Raw genomic sequence first — 18,999 nt, 5'->3', positions numbered from 1 at the left:
TAGGAGAAAAAATGGCATTTAGTTCCTTATTTACGTTACTCGATGATATTGCATCGGTATTAGATGATGTAGCGTTAATGACCAAAGTTGCTGCTAAGAAAACTGTTGGCGTAATTAGTGATGATTTGACCCTAAATGCCACACAAGTTAGCGGCAAAGATGTCGCTGCCAGTCGAGAATTACCAATAGTGTGGGCGGTGGCAAAAGGATCTTTGTGGAATAAAGCGATTCTGATTCCCCTTGCGTTATTACTTGCCATTTATCTGCCATCATTTATCAATATATTATTAATGATTGGTGGTGCCTATTTGTGTTTTGAAGGAATGGAAAAATTGATCCATAAATTCTTACCTAAAAATCAAAAGAATTTAGACCGCACTTTAAATGAAACAACAAGTAGCGAAAAAGAGAAAATAACAGGTGCTATTAAAACCGACTTTATTCTCTCCGCAGAAATTATCATTATTGCGTTGGGTTCAATTCAAGATGCAGAATTATTACCTAAAATCTTAACCTTACTAGCCATTGGGATTGGCATCACCTTTTTTGTGTATGGATTAGTGGGTCTAATTGTGAAATTAGACGATGTTGGTTTATGGTTAATCAAAAAAGAAAACCCTATGACACAGCCAATCGGTAAGTTTTTGCTATTTTTTATGCCTTGGTTTATGAAATCTTTATCGGTAATTGGGGTGATTGCGATGTTTATGGTCGGGGGCGGCATTTTTGTGCATTATTTGCCTATCTTGCATCATTTTATTGAAAATTTGCAACTTGACAGTCCTTTTTCTATTTTAGCTGATTTAAGTGTTGGTATTTTTATCGGGACAATTTGCTGTATTATTGTGTTACCGTTGATGACTTTATTTAGTAAAAAACAGCACCAATCAATTAACTAAAAATCACCGCCCGTAAAGGCGGTGACTTAATATTATTTAGCTACTTCTGTCAGTAACTTCTGATAATCCACCAAAGCATCAGAAGTAATATCACTAATACGTTGATTGCTAGTTAACGTCATGGCAACTTTCATTTCTTTTTTGAAAATATCTAACATATTTTCTACGCCTGCACGACCAGCCGCACCTAAAGCATACACAAAAGAGCGACCTAGCATAGTCGCATCAGCACCTAAAGCAAGCATTCGCACCACATCTAAACCATTACGAATACCTGAATCTGCTAAAATCTTAATTTCGCCTTTTACCGCATCCGCAATCGGTGGCAATGCTCTTGCGCTAGAAAGTACACCATCAAGTTGACGACCACCATGATTAGATACAACGATACCGTCTGCGCCGAAACGTACGGCATCTTTAGCATCTTCTGGGTCTAGAATACCTTTAATCACCATTGGACCATCCCAGAAATCACGGATCCACTCTAAATCTTGCCAAGAAATAGAGGGGTCAAAATTTTGCGTTAACCAACCGATATAATCATCTAAATTGATCGGTTTCCCCATATAAGTAGAAACATTACCTAATGTATGTGGTTTGCCCTTGATCCCCACATCCCATGCCCAGAATGGGTGTGTAATTCCTTGTAATACACGGCGAATTTCTTTATACGGACCGCTCATCCCAGAATGCATATCACGGTATCTCGCCCCCGGGGTTGGCATATCCACGGTAAAGACTAAAGTAGAACAGCCCGCAGCTTTAGCACGTTCTAGAGCATTTTTCATAAAACCACGATCTTTCAATACATAAAGTTGAAACCACATCGGACGTTTAATCGCTGGGGCGACTTCTTCAATCGGGCAAATAGATACTGTCGATAAGGTAAACGGAATCCCTTTATTATCCGCTGCTTGAGCAGCCTGCACTTCACCACGACGAGCGTTCATACCTAATGCACCAACAGGTGCCAATGCCACTGGCATAGATAACTTTTCACCGAATAGCTCAATTTCCGTGTCTAATTGTGACATATCTTTTAATACACGCTGTCTTAATGCAATATCTGCTAAATCAGTGACGTTACGTTGTAAAGTACGTTCCGCATAAGAACCACCGTCTGCATAATGGAACATAAATGGGGGAACTTTGCGTCTGGCTGCTTCACGATAGTCATTTGCAGATGAAATAATCATATTTTACCTCTTTTTAAATTATCATTTAATTAAATTGAATAGAATAGTGGCACAATAAAAGTCGCAGCAATTGCGGCAATTACACCATAAATTAACATGGGAATAGTCGTTTTCTTCAAGATTTCACCTTCTTGATTTTGTAAATTCACAATAGTACTGACCGCAATAATGTTATTTACGCAAATCATATTACCCATTGCACCACCAACAGATTGCAAGGCTAAAATTAAGGACGTATTTAAGCCAACCAATTCCGCTGTGGAGAATTGAACACCACCAAAGGTCAAGTTAGAAACGGTATTAGAACCCGAGAAGAATGACCCAATAGCCCCTAAATAAGCGGAGAAATAAGTCCAAGATTCACCAGCAACACTGGCAAAACTCGTACCAATAATTTTTACCATAGAACTATCGCCGCCCATTGTCATCAATTTTACCATAACAAGAGAGCCAAACATCGCCCAGAACGGTCTAATTCCCTGTTTAATAGTACGCATCGCAATTTCGTGCACTTCTTTTACGGTTAAACGATAAATAAAGAACGTCAACAACGACACAATACCAAATGGAATCAACGCTGGTACGTAAAGTAAACGGTAGTTATCCGAAATAGTGGTTGCAAAAATATGATTTAATGAAAGCACCAATCCTTTGGTGATAGTGAAATCACCTAAATACCCTAAAGAAAAACTTAACCATTCGGTTTTATCTTGAATCATTGCATTAAATGGCAGTTGCGGTAATCTTGTTACCACTAACACAGCTATTAATAATAAGGTTGGAGATAAGGCTTTGAATATTTGCCCTGTAGTAATCAGAATATTTGTTTCAGCATTTTCCACTTTGGCTAAACCAATGCCAAAATTTGCCACCACAATAGAAATTAACAAACCTATCGCACCACCGGCTAATGAAGGGAACTCATAATTGATTTGAGCAAGTAGGAAATAAGGCACTACACAAGCAATAATACTGATATATACAAAAAGAATATTACGTTTAACCTCCTTCCATTCCACAACAAAAAGCAAGGCAATCACAGGAATAATAAAGGCGGCAACCGAATGAATTAAGGCTGTCATACCACTAACCTCAAGAGTTTGTTGAACCGACAAACCTAATGGTGAAAAACCAAACCAAGTTGGAACTCCCACCGCGCCGAAAGAAACTGGCACGGAGTTCATTGCTAAAGCTAAACAGGCCACACGGAACGGTTTAAAACCTAATCCAATTAAGATTGGTGCGGCAATAGCAGGAGGTGTACCAAAACCACTTGCTCCTTCAAGCATAAAGGCAAACGCCCAAGCGATAATCATTAACTGTGCAACAGGATTTGGGTTAATATTGGATAGCCATTGACGTAACGTATTCAATGCCCCTGAATTTTCAAGTGTTCTATGAAAGAGAATCGCACCAAAAATAACGGTAATTGGGGATAGTGTTGAGATATAGCCCGATACCACACTAGCATTCACTAATACCAAATCAGCATCAAAATAGAAAACTTTAATTAAATAAACCAATATTGCAACCATTGGAAGAGCAATATAAGAAGGGACTGGGTTACGTTTAACCATTAAATAAATTAATAGCACAATGGGAAAAATACTTAAAAACAATGCCATATAAACCTCTCTAAAACATTTGGCAAATAGGCTGCGTATTTTATAAAAATCTAAAAATAAAAATAGTAGAAAGTTGCAATTTTGTGATCTATGTTACATTTTTATAACACAAATGCCTGTTTTATACGCAATATAATGAATAAATCAAGAGATAAGATAAGGATAGTGATAATAAAAAGCCCATAAAATGGGCTTTAATTCAATCATATAGGATTATTTTTTCAATACTAAAATAACGGATTCACCAGCAACCACATCACCTACTTTTTTACTAATATTACTGATTTCATCCATATTTGAAATCACTACTGGAGTTAATACTGATTTTGCTTTTTGCTCTAATAATTCGAGATCAAATTCAATCACGGTATCACCACGTTTAACTTCTTGACCTTCTTTCGCGACGCGGGTAAATCCTTCCCCTTTCAATTCTACAGTATCAATACCGAAGTGAACGAATAATTCAATGCCTTCTTTTGACTCCATGGAAAAGGCATGATTAGTCTCAAAAATTTTACCAACCACACCATCTACAGGGGCGACAATCTTATTACTATTTGGACGAATCGCGATTCCGTCACCAACAATTTTCTCAGAGAAAACGACATCTGGCACATCTTCGATATTCACAATTTCACCTGAAAGTGGAGCATAGATTTCGACTTCAACCGCTTTACTTTCTTTCGCACCAAATAATTTATCAAAAAATCCCATTTTTACTCTCCTGCAATATGAACAAAGATTTTGCGTATTTTAACCCAAAATCTTTGCTTTGTATCTAATTAAATGCGTTTTCCTTTAAGAAATCATCAACTAATTTCTCAATTTCCACCGCAGTTGGTTGTTGTAACGCTTGCTCTGCCAATGCTTTTGCATCCTGATAATTCACGTTACGAATAATTTTCTTAATAGCTGGTACTGAAATTGCGCTCATACTGAATTCATCTAATCCCATACCTAACAACAAGATTGTCGCACGTTCATCACCGGCTAATTCACCACACATACCGGTCCATTTTCCTTCTGCATGGGAGGCATCAATAACTTGTTTAATTAAACTGAGTACTGACGGTGCCATTGGATTATACATGTGAGAAATCATTTCGTTACCACGATCAACCGCTAAGGTATATTGGGTTAAGTCATTGGTACCGATACTAAAGAAATCTACTTCTTTAGCTAAGAATTTCGCATTCACTGCAGCTGATGGTGTTTCTACCATTACACCCACTTGAATATTTTCATCAAAGGCTTTTCCTTCATTACGTAATTCTTGTTTTAAGGCTTCAATCACGGATTTTAATTCGCGAATTTCTTCCACAGAAATAATCATCGGGAACATCATTGCCAATTTACCAAAAGCAGACGCTCTTAACACTGCACGTAATTGAGCATGTAAAATTTCACGACGCTCCATGGCGATACGAATCGCACGCCAGCCTAAGAATGGATTCATTTCTTTTGGTAAATTCATATATGGCAATTCTTTGTCACCACCAATATCCATAGTACGTAATACCACAAGACGACCATTCATTGCTTCAACAACTTCTTTATAAGCAATAAATTGTTCTTCTTCACTTGGTAATTGATCACGATCCATAAATAAGAATTCGGTACGATACAAACCAACGCCTTCCGCACCGTTACGATCGGCACCTTCACAATCACGAATTGTCCCAATATTTGCTACCACATCAACACGATGACCGTCTAATGTCATAGCAGGTAAATCTTTTAATTTAGCTAACTCTGCTTTTTCAGCTGCTAATTTTTCTTGTGCTGATTTTAACGCATCTATTTCAGCTTGAGTTGGGTTAACTAAGACTTGGTTATTCACCGCATCTAATACTAAAAAATCACCGGTATTGACTAATTCAGTTACATTATTTGTCCCCACAATTGCTGGCAATTCCAACGAACGAGCCATAATTGAGGTATGTGAAGTACGCCCGCCAATATCGGTAATAAAACCTAATACTTTATCTAAATTCAATTGTGCGGTTTCAGACGGGGTTAAATCATAAGCGACTAAAATCACTTCTTCATTAATATCACCTAAGTCTACAATCTTCATACCGAGAATATTTTTAATCAAACGATTACCAATATCACGAATATCTCCAGCACGTTCTTTCAAATATTCATCATCAATTTCAGACAACATAGTGACTTGCTGATCGATAATTTTACTGGTCGCAACAGCCGCATTGACTTTATTTGAACGCAAATAATCTATGATTTCTTCTTCCAGTTCCTCATCTTCTAAAATCATCAGATGACCTTCAAAGATCGCTGCCTTATCTTCGCCTAATGATTTAAATGCACGATCACGAATAGAACTAAGCTGCTCAACGGCGGCGTCACGTCCTTGATAAAAACGAGCAATTTCACTATCAATTTGCTGATCTGTGATTTTGTGCATATCAAGGACAATTTTTTCTTCTTTAAGCACCAAAGCGTTACCAAAAACGATACCCGGAGATGCTGGAATTCCTGAAATCATAATTTACCTTCTGACTGAAATGAAATGACAATAAAATAATAGCCACAATGCTATTTTTATCGCAAACATCAATCTACGTAAAAATAACGCTTATGGCTAAACAAAAAATTATTCTAAAGTAGGTATTAATGCCACTAAATGATCTACTGCGGCTTGCTCATCTTCACCTTCTGCAGAAATTGTAATTACCGTACCTTGGGTTAATCCTAAAGTTTGTAATTTAAATAAGCTTTTTGCACTTGCACTTTTACCAGCAGAAGTCACGGTAATATCCGAACTAAACCCTTTCGCTTCTTTTACGAATTGTGCCGCAGGGCGCGTATGTAAACCACTTGGCGCGGTAATTTCAACGTCTTTTGAGTACATAATGTTTCCTCTTTTTTTGATTTTTGATTTAAATGAAATCTTACACTATTTTTGCATAAGCCTTGATAGTAAGTAAATACGTTTATTCTAAGCGATTAATGAAATTGAATCACGTTAAAATTGACAAAAAACTGAAAATAATTAGCAAATCGGCTAAATAACCATCACTCATTAACAGATTATTAACTTTGTTCCGATTGTAATCGATCTAGCCCAGCCCTTAAGTCTAAAATAAGCTCATCTACCGCTTCAAAACCAATATGCACGCGAATTAATGTCCCGCTTAAAGTGCGGTCAATATTTGGACGAATTTTGGCAATATCTTCCGGTTGGTTATATAAAATTAAACTCTCAAAACCACCCCAAGAATATGCCATAGTAAATAATTCAAAATGATCCATAAAAGCGGAAAGTTGTTGTGCATTTAATTTTTGTTTTAACTCAAAAGAAAATAAGCCAGCTGAACCGGTAAAGTCACGTTTAAAAAACTCATGCCCTAAACAACTTGGCAACGCTGGGTGATAAACTGCTTTCACTTCCGGTTGTTGCGCTAACCATTTAGCGATTTGAATACTACTTTCTTCATGTTGTTTAAAACGAACAGCTAACGATCGAATTCCCCGTGCTGTTGTATAAGCACTGTCTGCATCTACCATTTGCCCCATTAAATAGGAATGCTCACGCAATTGATCCCAACAACGCGCATTTGCAACAGCAGTACCTATCATTACATCAGAATGCCCGACTAAATATTTAGTCCCCGCCTGAATAGAAATATCCACGCCATAATCAAGTGCTTTAAATAAAATACCTCCACCCCATGTATTATCTGCCATAATCACTACATCAGGATTCACGGCTCTCACCGCTTGTACAATGGCTGGTACATCCGGCACTTCCATGGTCAACGAACTCGGCGTTTCAAGGAAAACCACACGCGTATTAGGTTGCATCAAATCTGCAATTTTTGCACCGCACATCGGATCATAAAATGTCGTTTCAACCCCCATTTTTTTCAGAATTCGATGACAAAAATCTTGACTCGGTTCATAAGCTGCTCCCGACATCAAAATATGCTCACCGGCCTTAACAAAAGCTAAAATACTATTAGTAATTGCTGCTGCACCACAAGGATAAAGATAACAACCTGCCCCTCCCTCCATTTCACACATTAAATCTTGTAACGCAAAATGCGTTAATGTACCACGGCGACCATAAAATAATGCTTGTTTAGCGCGATTAATGGTCGCTTGTCTTTTCTCTGCTAAATTGTCAAAAAGCAACGAAGATGCACGCTGAATCACAGGATTTACCGCCCCTTGGGTGACGCGTTTATTTCGCCCTGCATGCACTAAGGTTGTGGTTAATGAATATTTTTTGCTCATACTATTTCCTCATTATATCTATTCGCGATAATTTCATGCAATTCTACCTTTAAGCGTTCAAATACCGGCGTCCAATTAAAATCAAAACGTTGACGCAACACTTTAATCGTAGGATACCATAGATTTTCATCACCTTGATAACCCCAACGCCAGTCAGTATAAAAAGGCACTAATACAAAACCCTTAATCCCTAAGGAACCGGCTAAATGAATCACCGAAGTATCCACGCTCACCAAATAATCTAGTTGAGCCACTGCCCCTGCCGTATCTGCCATACAATCAAAATATTGCCCTAAATAAGGAATTGAGTATTTGTCAAATAAAGTCCTTTCCTGTTGATTAATTTCTTTCTGAATACAATACCATTGAATTTGTTCAGAAAATTGTAACAATGGTTCAATCAAAGCAACATTATGCACTGAGCGTGCTTTATCATTCTCATGGCTAGGATTACCTCGAAAAACAAACCCTATTTTTATTTTATCACTTTGCATTAATGCGGAAAATTTCGCTTTGTTCTCGTGTTTTGCAAAAAAATAAGGATAGCGTTTGGGTAATAAATTAAACGGCTCAGAAACGTGAGCTAACAGATCATGGGGATAAACCCAATAATCATAATCAGGGAATGACGTCTCATTCATTAATGATGCATCTAACACCAGATCAATATCAGGATGCGTTTCAAATAATGTTTTAATGGGCTTTTGCACCATAAAAATTAATTTTGCTACATGGCAATGATGTTTTAAATAATAAGCTAGTTGTCCAAACATGATTTCATCGCCCAAACCAAATTCAGACCATACGAGTAAAGTCTTTTGTTTCAATTTCTCTACCGCCCCACACAACCGTTTATCTAACATATTAGGAATAATCGGGCTACGAGATGGAAAATAATCTTGCTTAAACAGACAGTCTTTACGCTGCTGAAAGCCTAAATGATAGTTATTAATACGTAATAAATGAAGAGCATAAAAAATTAAGTTTTGCGAACAATGCGTATGTCTAAGCGCCCGTTGCCACAACACATTAGCATAATCACCCCCTTTTGTTTGCAACCAAATATTGGCTTGTAGAAGATAACAAAAAGGAAAACGAGGATACAACATATATAATTTAAATAGCACCATTTCCGCACGGTCAATATCACCTTGTTCGCACAACTTTATTGCCGTTTCATGCAGCACGTCTTTCGTGGGTAAAGCAATTCGTTTTTTAACCATATAATAGGGAACATTCTGCTCGTCAAACTCACTCAACTCCGCGAAATCAGACAGAAACTGTTGGATATGTTGTGCTGTCAAATTAGATGTTTTACTAATCACCAAATAGCCATTTTCCTTTAATACATAAAACCAACTGGCTAAGGCTTCTACAATAGTAGAAATATCCTTTAATTGATCATTTACTTCATCAGAAATATAAATACAATCCATATCTTGTTCTGACAAATGTTCCAAATAGAGAATATTGCCAAAAGACGGCAAATAATAATATCTATTTGAGATAATTAATGATTCAGGCAGGGTATTTAGCAGAGAATGCATAAATTTCTCAGTATAAGCAATAATTAATCCTTTCATATTCAAACATTATTTGCTTTAAAGTTGTTGTATCATTGCCAATACCATTTGTGATGACATGTTGGCAGCTAAAGGTAGAAATTCTTCGAAAGACATATTCGCTTGCCCGTCACCAGCATCAGAAATGGCTCGCACGACAACAAACGGTACAGCAAAACTATGACAAACTTGAGCAATCGCCGTGGCTTCCATTTCTACTGCCGTAACTTGTGGGAAATCGGCTTTAATGCGTTGTAACGATTCCCCCCCCGCAATAAAACTATCACCAGAACAAATTAAACCCTGTTTAACGCGATACCCCTGTTGTTGTGCTATTTTTCCCGCCAGTGCAGTTAATTTTTGATCTGAAAGAAAAACAGCAGGACAAGCCGGTAATTGCCCTTTGGCATAACCAAATACCGTCACATCCACATCGTGATAAGCGGTTTCAGTGGAAATCACAATATCTCCTACTTTCAAACCTTGTGCCACCCCACCAGCGGATCCAGTATTAATGACCACATCTGGTTTGGCCAATTGTAATAATGCGGTTGTAGCAATAGCCGCAGCAACTTTACCGATCCCCGATTGCACTAACACCACCGATTTACCTGCAATTTTTCCGTCAAAAATCACCGCACTTGCCACTTTAATTTCTGTTTTTTCGGTCATTAACCCTAACAGAATGTCCACTTCCTGTGCCATTGCACCGACAATACCAATTTTCATTTATCTTGTTGTTCCAGAATTACTTTATTGACTAAATAATCTAACACCGCGAAAGTATAATCATCATTATACAGCGTGCTAATGGTTAATACATATTTACCATTTATTACCACAAAAGGATAGGTAAATACGCCATATTTTTCCGTTCTTGCAATGGCTGAATTCACCAATTTTATGGTTGAATTTGCATAAAAAATGTTATTAAATCGTTTTTCATCCACTTGATGTTGTTGCAACCAGACTGACAAATTTTCTAATTTAGCTAACTCAATATAACGTGACACTTCTGTTGTTTCAAATAACAATAAATCAGAAACATCATCACGTTTCATCTGATGTAAACTATAAAACACTTGGGCTGAATAATGCGCATTTGCAGTAGCAATCGGATATTCTTCATAGCTTACGCGATCTGAATTTAATTCTTGATATAACACCAAAATATCTTGCACATTAACACAAGTCCGGCAATCGTAATCAAAAAAAGATTGAATCTGCACTCGCCCTTTTTCTAACTGCATATTGATCGGTGTAGTATAGGAAAAATAATCCCTCCCATCTTGAAACGTTTTTTCATTTTCCGTACTGGCTAATTCTGCTGTGTTTTTTTGTAGCGCATTATTATCCGCCCAAGCCATACTACTACATAATAACAAAAATAATATCGATAAATATTTCATAGCTTACACTAACATGACTGGCTCAATATAATCCACTAATAATTGAATATTCCGATGACCACGAAATTCATTAATATCTAATTTATACACCAATCTTGCTTGTTTAATAGACATATCAGGATAATAGCGAGTATCAATATTAAAAGCAATGGCATCAATCAGTTGTCCGCCCTGTTTCGGTTCTAGCAACATTTTCAAATGACGTTCTCCGACTACACGTTGCTGCAAGATTTTAAATTCACCGTCAAAAACAGGCTCAGGAAAGGCCTGTCCCCAAGGTCCTGACTGTTTTAATGTTTCGGCGGTTTGAACAGTTAATAAGGACGATGCCAATTCGCCATCTGTCCATAGAGTGCCTTGCAATTCATCATCCCCTAGTGATTCCGTGACTACATCATTAAAACTGTGTTGAAATTGTTCAAACATATCTGCTCGAATACTTAATCCTGCCGCCATCGCATGACCACCGAATTTTAAAATCATTTCTGGATGACGTTGGTGTACACGTGCCAATAAATCTCGCATATGCAACCCTTCCACCGAACGAGCTGATCCTTTTAATACCTTATCACCATCTTGCGCAAAAGCGACAGTAGGGCGATGAAATTGATCTTTAATGCGAGATGCCACAATTCCCAACACACCTTGGTGCCAATCCGCTTGATACAAGGCGACACCTAAAGGTAATTGCTGTTCGCGATTAACTGCGGTTAATTTTCGACAAATTTCTAATGCCTCCAATTTCATACCCTGTTCAATTTCTTTACGTGTTTGATTTAATTCATCTAATTCTAAGGCTAAAGCTCGAGCCTGCGCCATGCTGTCAGTTAATAACAATTCAACCCCGATGGACATATTATCCAATCTCCCAGCTGCGTTTAACCTTGGTGCAATGGAAAAGCCTAAATCACTGGCAGTTAATTGATGAATATTTTTATTCGCCACTTCCACTAAGGCTCGAATACCACAACAACAATGCTCGGCACGAATACGTAATAATCCTTGATAAGCCAAAATTCGATTATTTTGATCTAACGGCACCACATCCGCAATGGTTCCCAAAGCGACCAAATCCAATAAATCGGTAAAATTTGGTTGAGTTTGACTATCAAATACGCCCATTTCACGCAACTTAGCGCGCAATGCCAACATGACATAAAAAGTCACACCGACGCCGGCTAAAGATTTTGATGGAAAATCACAGCCAGCTAAATTCGGATTTACCATAGCATCTGCGTTCGGCAACTGTTCTGCTGGCAAATGGTGATCGGTAATAATGACGCTCACATCATGTTGCTTTAAATAATCCACACCATCTAAAGACGACACCCCATTATCCACCGTCATCAGAACATCAACACCTTGTGCCAATGCGGTTTCTGCCACTGCGACACTTAATCCATAACCCTGTTCAAAACGGTTTGGGATCAAATAATTCACATCGGTAAAGCCTAACTGACGTAATGCCATTACTGCTAAAGCTGTACTGGTTGCACCATCTGCATCAAAATCCCCGACAATCACAATTTTTTTCTCTCGAGAATCTGCCAATAATTGCACCGCAGTTTGCATACCTGATAATAAATACGGTGATAACATGGACGACAAAGTGCGGTCTAATTGTTGTGAATTTTGAATATGACGAGAACGATATAAACGATCTAATAAAGGGTTATCACAAACAGGTGAACCTGCCGGTACGGATCTTCGTTGAATGATTTTATGCACAGGAATTATTGTTATTATTAATTAATCATCATAGGGCACATTATCTAATCTGCCCCTAATTGTTAGTTATTAGTTAATTCAGCAAGTAAGGCTTTCGGTTCCAAATAACCACCAATCACTTCGCCATTTTCAGTCACAATAGCTGGTGTACCTTGTACTCCGAAAGCAATACCCAACTTATAATGTTTAACGACAACATTTGGCGTTTTTAATTGTTTTGGTAGATTACCTTGTTCTGCATCATTTAAGGCTTGCATAGGATCTTGAGCAGTAAAAATCGCTTCCATCTGTTGAGCGGTTTGATCATTGCTTGCTACCCCGCGACGTGGAAAGGCTAAATAACGCACCGTAATACCTTGCGCATTATATTCTTTCATTTGCTCGTGTAATTTATGGCAATAATAACAACTAATATCCATAAACACAGTCACCACGTGCTTTTCATGTTTAGCCGGATAAATGATCATATCATTTTTATAACTCTCTAACCTTGCCATTAAGGATTTTGCCGATACATCAACAGGCCCTTTATCGGTTAATTCATATAATTTACCGTGCAAAATATATTTCGCATCATCACTGGCATATAAAATCCCTTCTTCCGTATTGACTGTTTTTAATCCCTGAATCGGTGAATCGTTAACTTCAACTTGCTGCAACCCCATCTTAGTTAATTTGGCAATAATGGCTTTATCATCCGCTATGGCATGAAAAGCTAAGAACGAGAGAAAAACTGCGGTGAAAATTTTGTACATTTTATTTTCCATAATCATCATTCCAAATAAATGCGATCAGTTTACCACAATTTTCCGTTGAATTTAACTATTTAACTGATAATCGATTTTGCCAAACACTACACAACTGCTGGTAAATAGACTATAATTCACGGCTCACAGAATTTAAGAAATCATGTTATGTTTGAAATTAACCCAGTAAAAAATAAAATTACCGCACTTTCTGAACGTACCAATGTACTTCGGGGGTATCTTTGACTTTGAAGCCAAAGTCGAACGATTAGAAGAAGTCAACGCCGAATTAGAACAACCTGAAGTCTGGCATCAACCTGAAAAAGCCCAAGCCTTAGGCAAAGAACGCTCTGCCCTTGAATTAGTGGTCAATACCATTAAAAAACTCGATCAAGGTTTGGAAGACGTGGACGGATTGTTAGAATTAGCCATTGAGGGCGAAGATGAACAAACCTTTAATGAAGCTGTTGCAGAACTTGATGAATTAGAACAGCAGTTAGCCAAATTAGAATTTCAACGTATGTTCAGCGGTCAACACGACAGTTGCGATTGTTATGTGGATTTACAAGCAGGCTCGGGCGGAACGGAAGCACAAGACTGGACAGAAATGCTATTGCGAATGTATTTACGTTGGGCGGAATCGAAAGGCTTTAAGACGGAATTAATGGAAGTGTCCGATGGTGATGTAGCTGGTCTGAAATCAGCGACTATTAAGGTGTCTGGCGAATATGCTTTCGGCTGGTTACGTACAGAAACTGGCATTCACCGTTTAGTGCGCAAGAGCCCGTTTGATAGCAATAATCGCCGTCATACCTCTTTTGCTGCTGCCTTTATTTACCCTGAAATTGATGATGATATTGATATTGACATCAATCCGGCGGATTTACGCATTGATGTGTATCGTGCCTCAGGAGCAGGTGGTCAGCACGTCAATAAAACCGAAAGTGCGGTGCGAATTACCCATATTCCAAGCGGTATTGTAGTGCAATGTCAAAACGACCGTTCGCAGCACAAAAACAAAGATCAATGTATGAAACAGCTCAAAGCCAAGCTGTATGAAATGGAAATGATGAAGAAAAATGCCGATAAACAAGCCTTGGAAGAAAGCAAATCCGACATTGGCTGGGGCAGTCAGATTCGTTCCTATGTATTAGATGATAGTCGGATTAAAGATTTACGCACTGGCGTGGAAAATCGCAATACCCAAGCGGTGCTTGATGGCGATTTAGATCGATTTATTGAAGCAAGCCTAAAGGCTGGATTGTAATCTATTTTATAAAAATTGTAGGGGCGTATTGCATACGCCCAATAAACATAATCAATATTTAAAAGGTAACCAATATGTCAGAACAACAAACAACAGCACTGGATTTTCATGGTGAAATGGCAGTCCGTCGCGACAAATTAAAAGCATTACGAGCAAAAGGCAATGCGTTCCCTAACACATTCCGCCGTGATGCGTTAGCCCAAGATTTACACGATAAACACGACAGTACAGATGGCGAAGCATTAAAAGCGGAAAACATTCAAGTTGCCGTAGCAGGTCGTATCATGACGCGCCGTGCAATGGGCAAAGCAACATTTATCACCTTACAAGATATGAGTGGCAAAATTCAGCTTTATGTAGCACGTGATAATTTACCTGAAGGTGTTTACAAAGAGGATGTAGGACATTGGGATTTAGGCGATATTGTCGGTGTAAAAGGGACATTATTTAAAACCAAAACCAATGAATTAACCGTTAAAGCCCATGAAGTGCAATTATTAACCAAGGCATTACGTCCATTACCCGATAAATTCCATGGTTTGAGCGATCAAGAAATCCGCTATCGTCAACGTTATTTAGATTTAATTGCGAACGAAGATTCTCGCCGTACGTTTATTATTCGTTCTAAAGTCATTTCAGGTATGCGTGAATTTTTCCTAAGTAAAGGCTTTATTGAAGTGGAAACCCCCATGTTGCAAGTGATCCCTGGTGGTGCGGCAGCACGTCCATTTGTGACCCATCACAATGCCTTAGACATTGATATGTACTTGCGTATTGCCCCAGAGCTGTATTTAAAACGCTTAGTAGTGGGCGGTTTTGAACGAGTGTTTGAATTGAACCGTAATTTCCGTAATGAGGGCGTTTCTGTGCGTCATAACCCTGAATTTACCATGATTGAATATTATCAAGCATACGCAGACTATCACGATTTAATGGATAACACCGAAGAATTGCTACGCAAATTAGCCCTTGATATTCTGGGTACGACGATTGTGCCTTACGGCGAATACGAATTTGATTTCGGCAAGCCATTTGAGCGTATTACCATGCACGATGCAGTGCTTAAATACGGTGCAGATAAAGGCATTGTAAAAGACGATCTTTATGATCTCGATCGTGCTAAAGCTGTTGCCAAAAAACTGGGTATTGAAGTACAAAAATCTTGGGGCTTAGGTTCAATCATCAATGCGATTTTTGAAGAAGTGGCAGAACATCACTTAATTCAGCCAACATTCTTAATGGCTCACCCAGCGGAAATCTCCCCATTAGCACGCCGTAATGATGACAATCGTGAAGTGACCGATCGTTTTGAACTCTTTATCGGTGGTCGTGAAATTGGTAATGGTTTCTCCGAACTTAACGATGCGGAAGATCAAGCGGAACGCTTTGATGCCCAAGTTGCAGCCAAAGATGCGGGTGATGATGAAGCCATGTTTAAAGATGATGACTTCGTGGTCGCCCTTGAACACGGTTTACCACCAACAGCAGGTGAGGGCTTAGGTATTGACCGTTTAGCAATGTTATTTGCTAACGCCGCCTCCATTCGTGATGTAATTCTATTCCCTGCGATGAAACAGAAATAATCTGAAAAAAGGTAAATTTAACCGCACTTTAAAATAAATCAAAGTGCGGTTTTTTTTCGCTTATTTTAGCCTAGACAAACACACCTACGCGATAATAACTACGCTAATAACATCCAATTATGCTGATTTTTGTTCTTTCAGCTCTTCAGCTTGACAAACTGCTGCTGTAAAAAGTACATCAGTTGATGAGTTTAATGCCGTTTCAGTAGAGTCTTGCAATACACCAATAATAAAGCCTACCGCAATCACTTGAACAGCAATATCCGCAGAAATACCAAATAAGCTACAAGCTAATGGAATTAATAATAATGAGCCACCCGCCACACCAGATGCACCACAAGCACAAATGGCAGAAACAAGGCTTAACAAAATTGCTGAAGGAATAGAGACTTGGATACCTAAGGTATTCACTGCCGCTAAGGTTAAAATGGTAATAGTAATGGCGGCACCACCCATATTAATGGTCGCTCCTAACGGAATCGATACCGAATAGGTTTCTTCATTTAAATTTAAGCGTTTTGCTAATTCCATGTTAACCGGAATATTCGCCGCTGAACTACGTGTGAAAAAGGCAGTAACACCGCTGACCCGAATACATTCCCATACTAATGGATATGGATTGCGACGAATTTTCCAATATACAATGATTGGATTTATCACCAAAGCAACAAAAAACATTGAACCTAATAATACCGATAACAAATATACATAATTTGCTAACGCACCCAATCCTTTGTCCGCTAATGTATCGGCAACCAGACCAAATACCCCAAAAGGTGCCAAACTAATCACTAAATGAACAATTTTAGACACCGCTTCCGAAATATCATTAAATACATTTTTAGTACTGTCCGCGGCACGACGTAATACTAAGCCCAAGGCAATCGCCCAAGCTAAAATACCGATAAAATTCGCATCTGCTAATGCCTTAATCGGATTATCAAAAATATTTAAGACAACCGTGGTTAATACTTCACCAATAGATTCTGGTGGACTTAATGCATTTTCGGCAGCCTGTAATGGAATCGTAACCGGAAAAATGAAACTGACAATAACCGCTGTTACGGCGGCTAAAAATGTTCCACAAATATACAGCCAAACAATAGATTTCATATTGCTTTTGGCACCGACTTCTCGTGTTGCAATGGCTGATACCACTAATACAAAGACCAGAATTGGTGCAACAGCACGCAATGCCTTAACAAAAATGGTACCTAATACCCCGAATTTAGCTGCTAACTCAGGAGAAATCACAGCAAGCAAAATACCGAGAACTAAACCAATAGAAATTCGTTTAACCAAACTTCCTTGGAATAAAAATGAAAATAAACGTGAACTATTCATAAGTTAATCACAAAATGATGCAAGCGTTTGCTTGCGGGTTAATCACACAGATCTTACGATCCAATACGCAAACTAAAGATAGCTGAAATTCAAGCTAAAAGAAATAATAAAAATCTGAGATTCTTGCTTTTATAAAAATTGATATTAATAATTAAAAAAGATCTAAATTTCTCTTGACTAACTGTTTCAAAAAACAGTAACATACACCTGTTCATACAAACAAGTTTAAATTTTTACAGGGTAATTATTATGAATAACGCTATGCAAAATGCTCGCTACCACGATACCAATACAATGATCGCCAATGATTTTTCTTACCATCCGATCCCCTATTTTGAAGATCGCCAAGCGATGAAAAAAAATTATAGTCGAAAACTTGATTTGAATTTATATTGTATCAAACGTCCGCAACAAACGTGTTTTATTCGTGTCACTAATCCTGATATGCTAGCATGGGGAATTGAACAAGATGATATGCTCGTTGTAGAAAAAAATGATAGCTTATCTTTAGGTGATTTGGTAGTTCTAGAAGTGGCACAGCAAATGGAAATTTATGAGTTCGTTAATCACAATAATGGTGAATTTGTGTTCTTTCCGTTAAGCTCAAAAGCACATCATATTAAAACCAATAACTGGGCTGAATTACCTATTATTGGCACCGTTACCAACACTATTCATCAAATTAAGCCACGTAAAAATAGCGTAAAATTTGCCGCATAATACCCACATAGAGACATCAGATATACTATCTATACTGATAGTCTCTATTTTATTCTCACTTTATCACAAGCCTATACAACCCCATCCTTAATTTTACGGTAAACAGATTTTTACTGTTAAACTTCGCAAAGTGCGGTATAATTTTGTTTATTTTTATAACCAATTGATTAACAATCTTAATGCAGACAACATACTATCAACATCTTAAAGATGAACAAGCCACTTGTTTATTTGGTGAAAAATTAATTAAATTAATTAACCAAATTGATATTTCTCACGGTTTTGTTGTCTATTTAAATGGCGACTTAGGTGCAGGAAAAACCACGTTAAGTCGTGGCATGATTCAAGGTTTAGGGCATCAAGGTAATGTAAAAAGCCCAACTTATACTTTAGTGGAAGAATACCATATAGCAAATAAACATATTTATCACTTTGATCTGTATCGCCTTAATGATCCTGAAGAATTGGAATTTATGGGTATTCGTGATTATTTCACAACCAATTCTATTTGCCTAATTGAATGGGCGGAAAAAGGTGAAGGCATATTAAATTCGCCAGATCTATTCATTAATATAAGCTATGATAATACGGCTCGAAATATTGAATTAGTGTCTAACAGCTTGCTCGGAACAGAAATTATTAACCAATTACCATAAGACTATT

The 18,999-nt window shown here is 37.9% G+C and carries 17 protein-coding genes; 5 read left to right on the top strand and 12 right to left on the bottom strand.

Features of this window, described 5'->3' with window-relative positions; translation table 11 throughout:
* Positions 1-11 precede the first annotated feature (11 nt).
* On the top strand, positions 12-899 hold the full coding sequence (locus tag E0709_RS05775) for a DUF808 domain-containing protein (RefSeq protein ID WP_132300664.1): 888 nt from the start codon (positions 12-14) through the stop codon (positions 897-899).
* 32 nt (positions 900-931) lie between these two features.
* On the opposite strand, the gene lldD is transcribed toward E0709_RS05775, so the two are convergent.
* The 11 genes from lldD to dsbC form a co-directional block, all read right to left on the bottom strand.
* Positions 932-2,095, bottom strand: coding sequence for an FMN-dependent L-lactate dehydrogenase LldD (lldD, locus tag E0709_RS05770; protein ID WP_132300666.1), 1,164 nt, complete (start codon positions 2,093-2,095; stop codon positions 932-934).
* A 29-nt stretch (positions 2,096-2,124) separates the two neighbouring features.
* The gene (locus tag E0709_RS05765; protein WP_132300668.1) at positions 2,125-3,720 is read right to left on the bottom strand and encodes an L-lactate permease; all 1,596 of its coding nucleotides are present in this window, start codon (positions 3,718-3,720) and stop codon (positions 2,125-2,127) included.
* Positions 3,721-3,933: 213 nt separating this feature from the next.
* Entirely contained in the window at positions 3,934-4,434 is a 501-nt protein-coding gene (crr, locus tag E0709_RS05760) for a PTS glucose transporter subunit IIA (protein WP_132300670.1), read from the bottom strand.
* Positions 4,435-4,498: 64 nt separating this feature from the next.
* Positions 4,499-6,226, bottom strand: coding sequence for a phosphoenolpyruvate-protein phosphotransferase PtsI (gene ptsI / locus E0709_RS05755; RefSeq protein ID WP_132300672.1), 1,728 nt, complete (start codon positions 6,224-6,226; stop codon positions 4,499-4,501).
* Positions 6,227-6,334: 108 nt separating this feature from the next.
* Positions 6,335-6,592 (bottom strand): phosphocarrier protein Hpr, encoded by a 258-nt coding sequence (gene ptsH, locus E0709_RS05750; protein ID WP_132300674.1) that lies wholly within the window; start codon positions 6,590-6,592, stop codon positions 6,335-6,337.
* A 182-nt stretch (positions 6,593-6,774) separates the two neighbouring features.
* On the bottom strand, positions 6,775-7,977 hold the full coding sequence (metC, locus tag E0709_RS05745) for a cystathionine beta-lyase (protein WP_132300676.1): 1,203 nt from the start codon (positions 7,975-7,977) through the stop codon (positions 6,775-6,777).
* Positions 7,974-9,524, bottom strand: a complete 1,551-nt coding sequence (locus E0709_RS05740) for a glycosyltransferase family protein (protein WP_132300678.1) — start codon at positions 9,522-9,524, stop codon at positions 7,974-7,976. The genes metC and E0709_RS05740 overlap by 4 nt, the downstream gene beginning before the upstream one ends.
* A gap of 54 nt (positions 9,525-9,578) precedes the next feature.
* Positions 9,579-10,268 carry a 5'-methylthioadenosine/adenosylhomocysteine nucleosidase gene (locus tag E0709_RS05735; RefSeq protein WP_132300680.1) on the bottom strand — a complete coding sequence of 230 codons (690 nt, stop codon included), beginning with the start codon at positions 10,266-10,268 and terminating at the stop codon, positions 9,579-9,581.
* On the bottom strand, positions 10,265-10,948 hold the full coding sequence (locus E0709_RS05730) for a thiol:disulfide interchange protein DsbA/DsbL (RefSeq protein ID WP_228777384.1): 684 nt from the start codon (positions 10,946-10,948) through the stop codon (positions 10,265-10,267). Before E0709_RS05730 ends, E0709_RS05735 begins: the two co-directional genes overlap by 4 nt.
* A 3-nt stretch (positions 10,949-10,951) precedes the next feature.
* Positions 10,952-12,676, bottom strand: coding sequence for a single-stranded-DNA-specific exonuclease RecJ (recJ, locus tag E0709_RS05725; RefSeq protein ID WP_132300682.1), 1,725 nt, complete (start codon positions 12,674-12,676; stop codon positions 10,952-10,954).
* Positions 12,677-12,738: 62 nt separating this feature from the next.
* Positions 12,739-13,431 (bottom strand): bifunctional protein-disulfide isomerase/oxidoreductase DsbC, encoded by a 693-nt coding sequence (gene dsbC / locus E0709_RS05720; protein WP_132300684.1) that lies wholly within the window; start codon positions 13,429-13,431, stop codon positions 12,739-12,741.
* 159 nt (positions 13,432-13,590) lie between these two features.
* Here dsbC and prfB point away from each other — a divergent pair.
* Both prfB and lysS read left to right on the top strand, forming a co-directional pair.
* Positions 13,591-14,689 (top strand): peptide chain release factor 2 gene (gene prfB / locus E0709_RS05715; protein WP_132300686.1). Its coding sequence is split into 2 segments (ribosomal slippage): positions 13,591-13,665 and positions 13,667-14,689, totalling 1,098 coding nucleotides; the frame shifts between segments, so codons are not numbered across the junction.
* A gap of 74 nt (positions 14,690-14,763) precedes the next feature.
* A complete protein-coding gene (gene lysS / locus E0709_RS05710) occupies positions 14,764-16,272 on the top strand; it encodes a lysine--tRNA ligase (protein ID WP_132300688.1) in 1,509 nt (502 codons plus the stop codon).
* A 117-nt stretch (positions 16,273-16,389) separates the two neighbouring features.
* Here the strand turns inward: lysS and sstT are convergent, their stop codons facing one another.
* Positions 16,390-17,616, bottom strand: a complete 1,227-nt coding sequence (sstT, locus tag E0709_RS05705; RefSeq protein WP_132300690.1) for a serine/threonine transporter SstT — start codon at positions 17,614-17,616, stop codon at positions 16,390-16,392.
* A gap of 249 nt (positions 17,617-17,865) precedes the next feature.
* Here sstT and E0709_RS05700 point away from each other — a divergent pair, with 249 nt between their 5' ends.
* Both E0709_RS05700 and tsaE read left to right on the top strand, forming a co-directional pair.
* Positions 17,866-18,336 carry a LexA family protein gene (locus tag E0709_RS05700; protein WP_228777385.1) on the top strand — a complete coding sequence of 157 codons (471 nt, stop codon included), beginning with the start codon at positions 17,866-17,868 and terminating at the stop codon, positions 18,334-18,336.
* Positions 18,337-18,515: 179 nt separating this feature from the next.
* Positions 18,516-18,992: a tRNA (adenosine(37)-N6)-threonylcarbamoyltransferase complex ATPase subunit type 1 TsaE gene (tsaE, locus tag E0709_RS05695; RefSeq protein ID WP_132300692.1), complete on the top strand. Its 477-nt coding sequence runs from the start codon at positions 18,516-18,518 to the stop codon at positions 18,990-18,992.
* The last annotated feature ends 7 nt before the right edge of the window (positions 18,993-18,999 follow it).

The sequence above is a fragment of the Lonepinella koalarum genome (genome assembly GCF_004565475.1).
GTDB lineage: Bacteria > Pseudomonadota > Gammaproteobacteria > Enterobacterales > Pasteurellaceae > Lonepinella > Lonepinella koalarum.
This window is presented reverse-complemented; position numbering and strand designations above follow the sequence as displayed.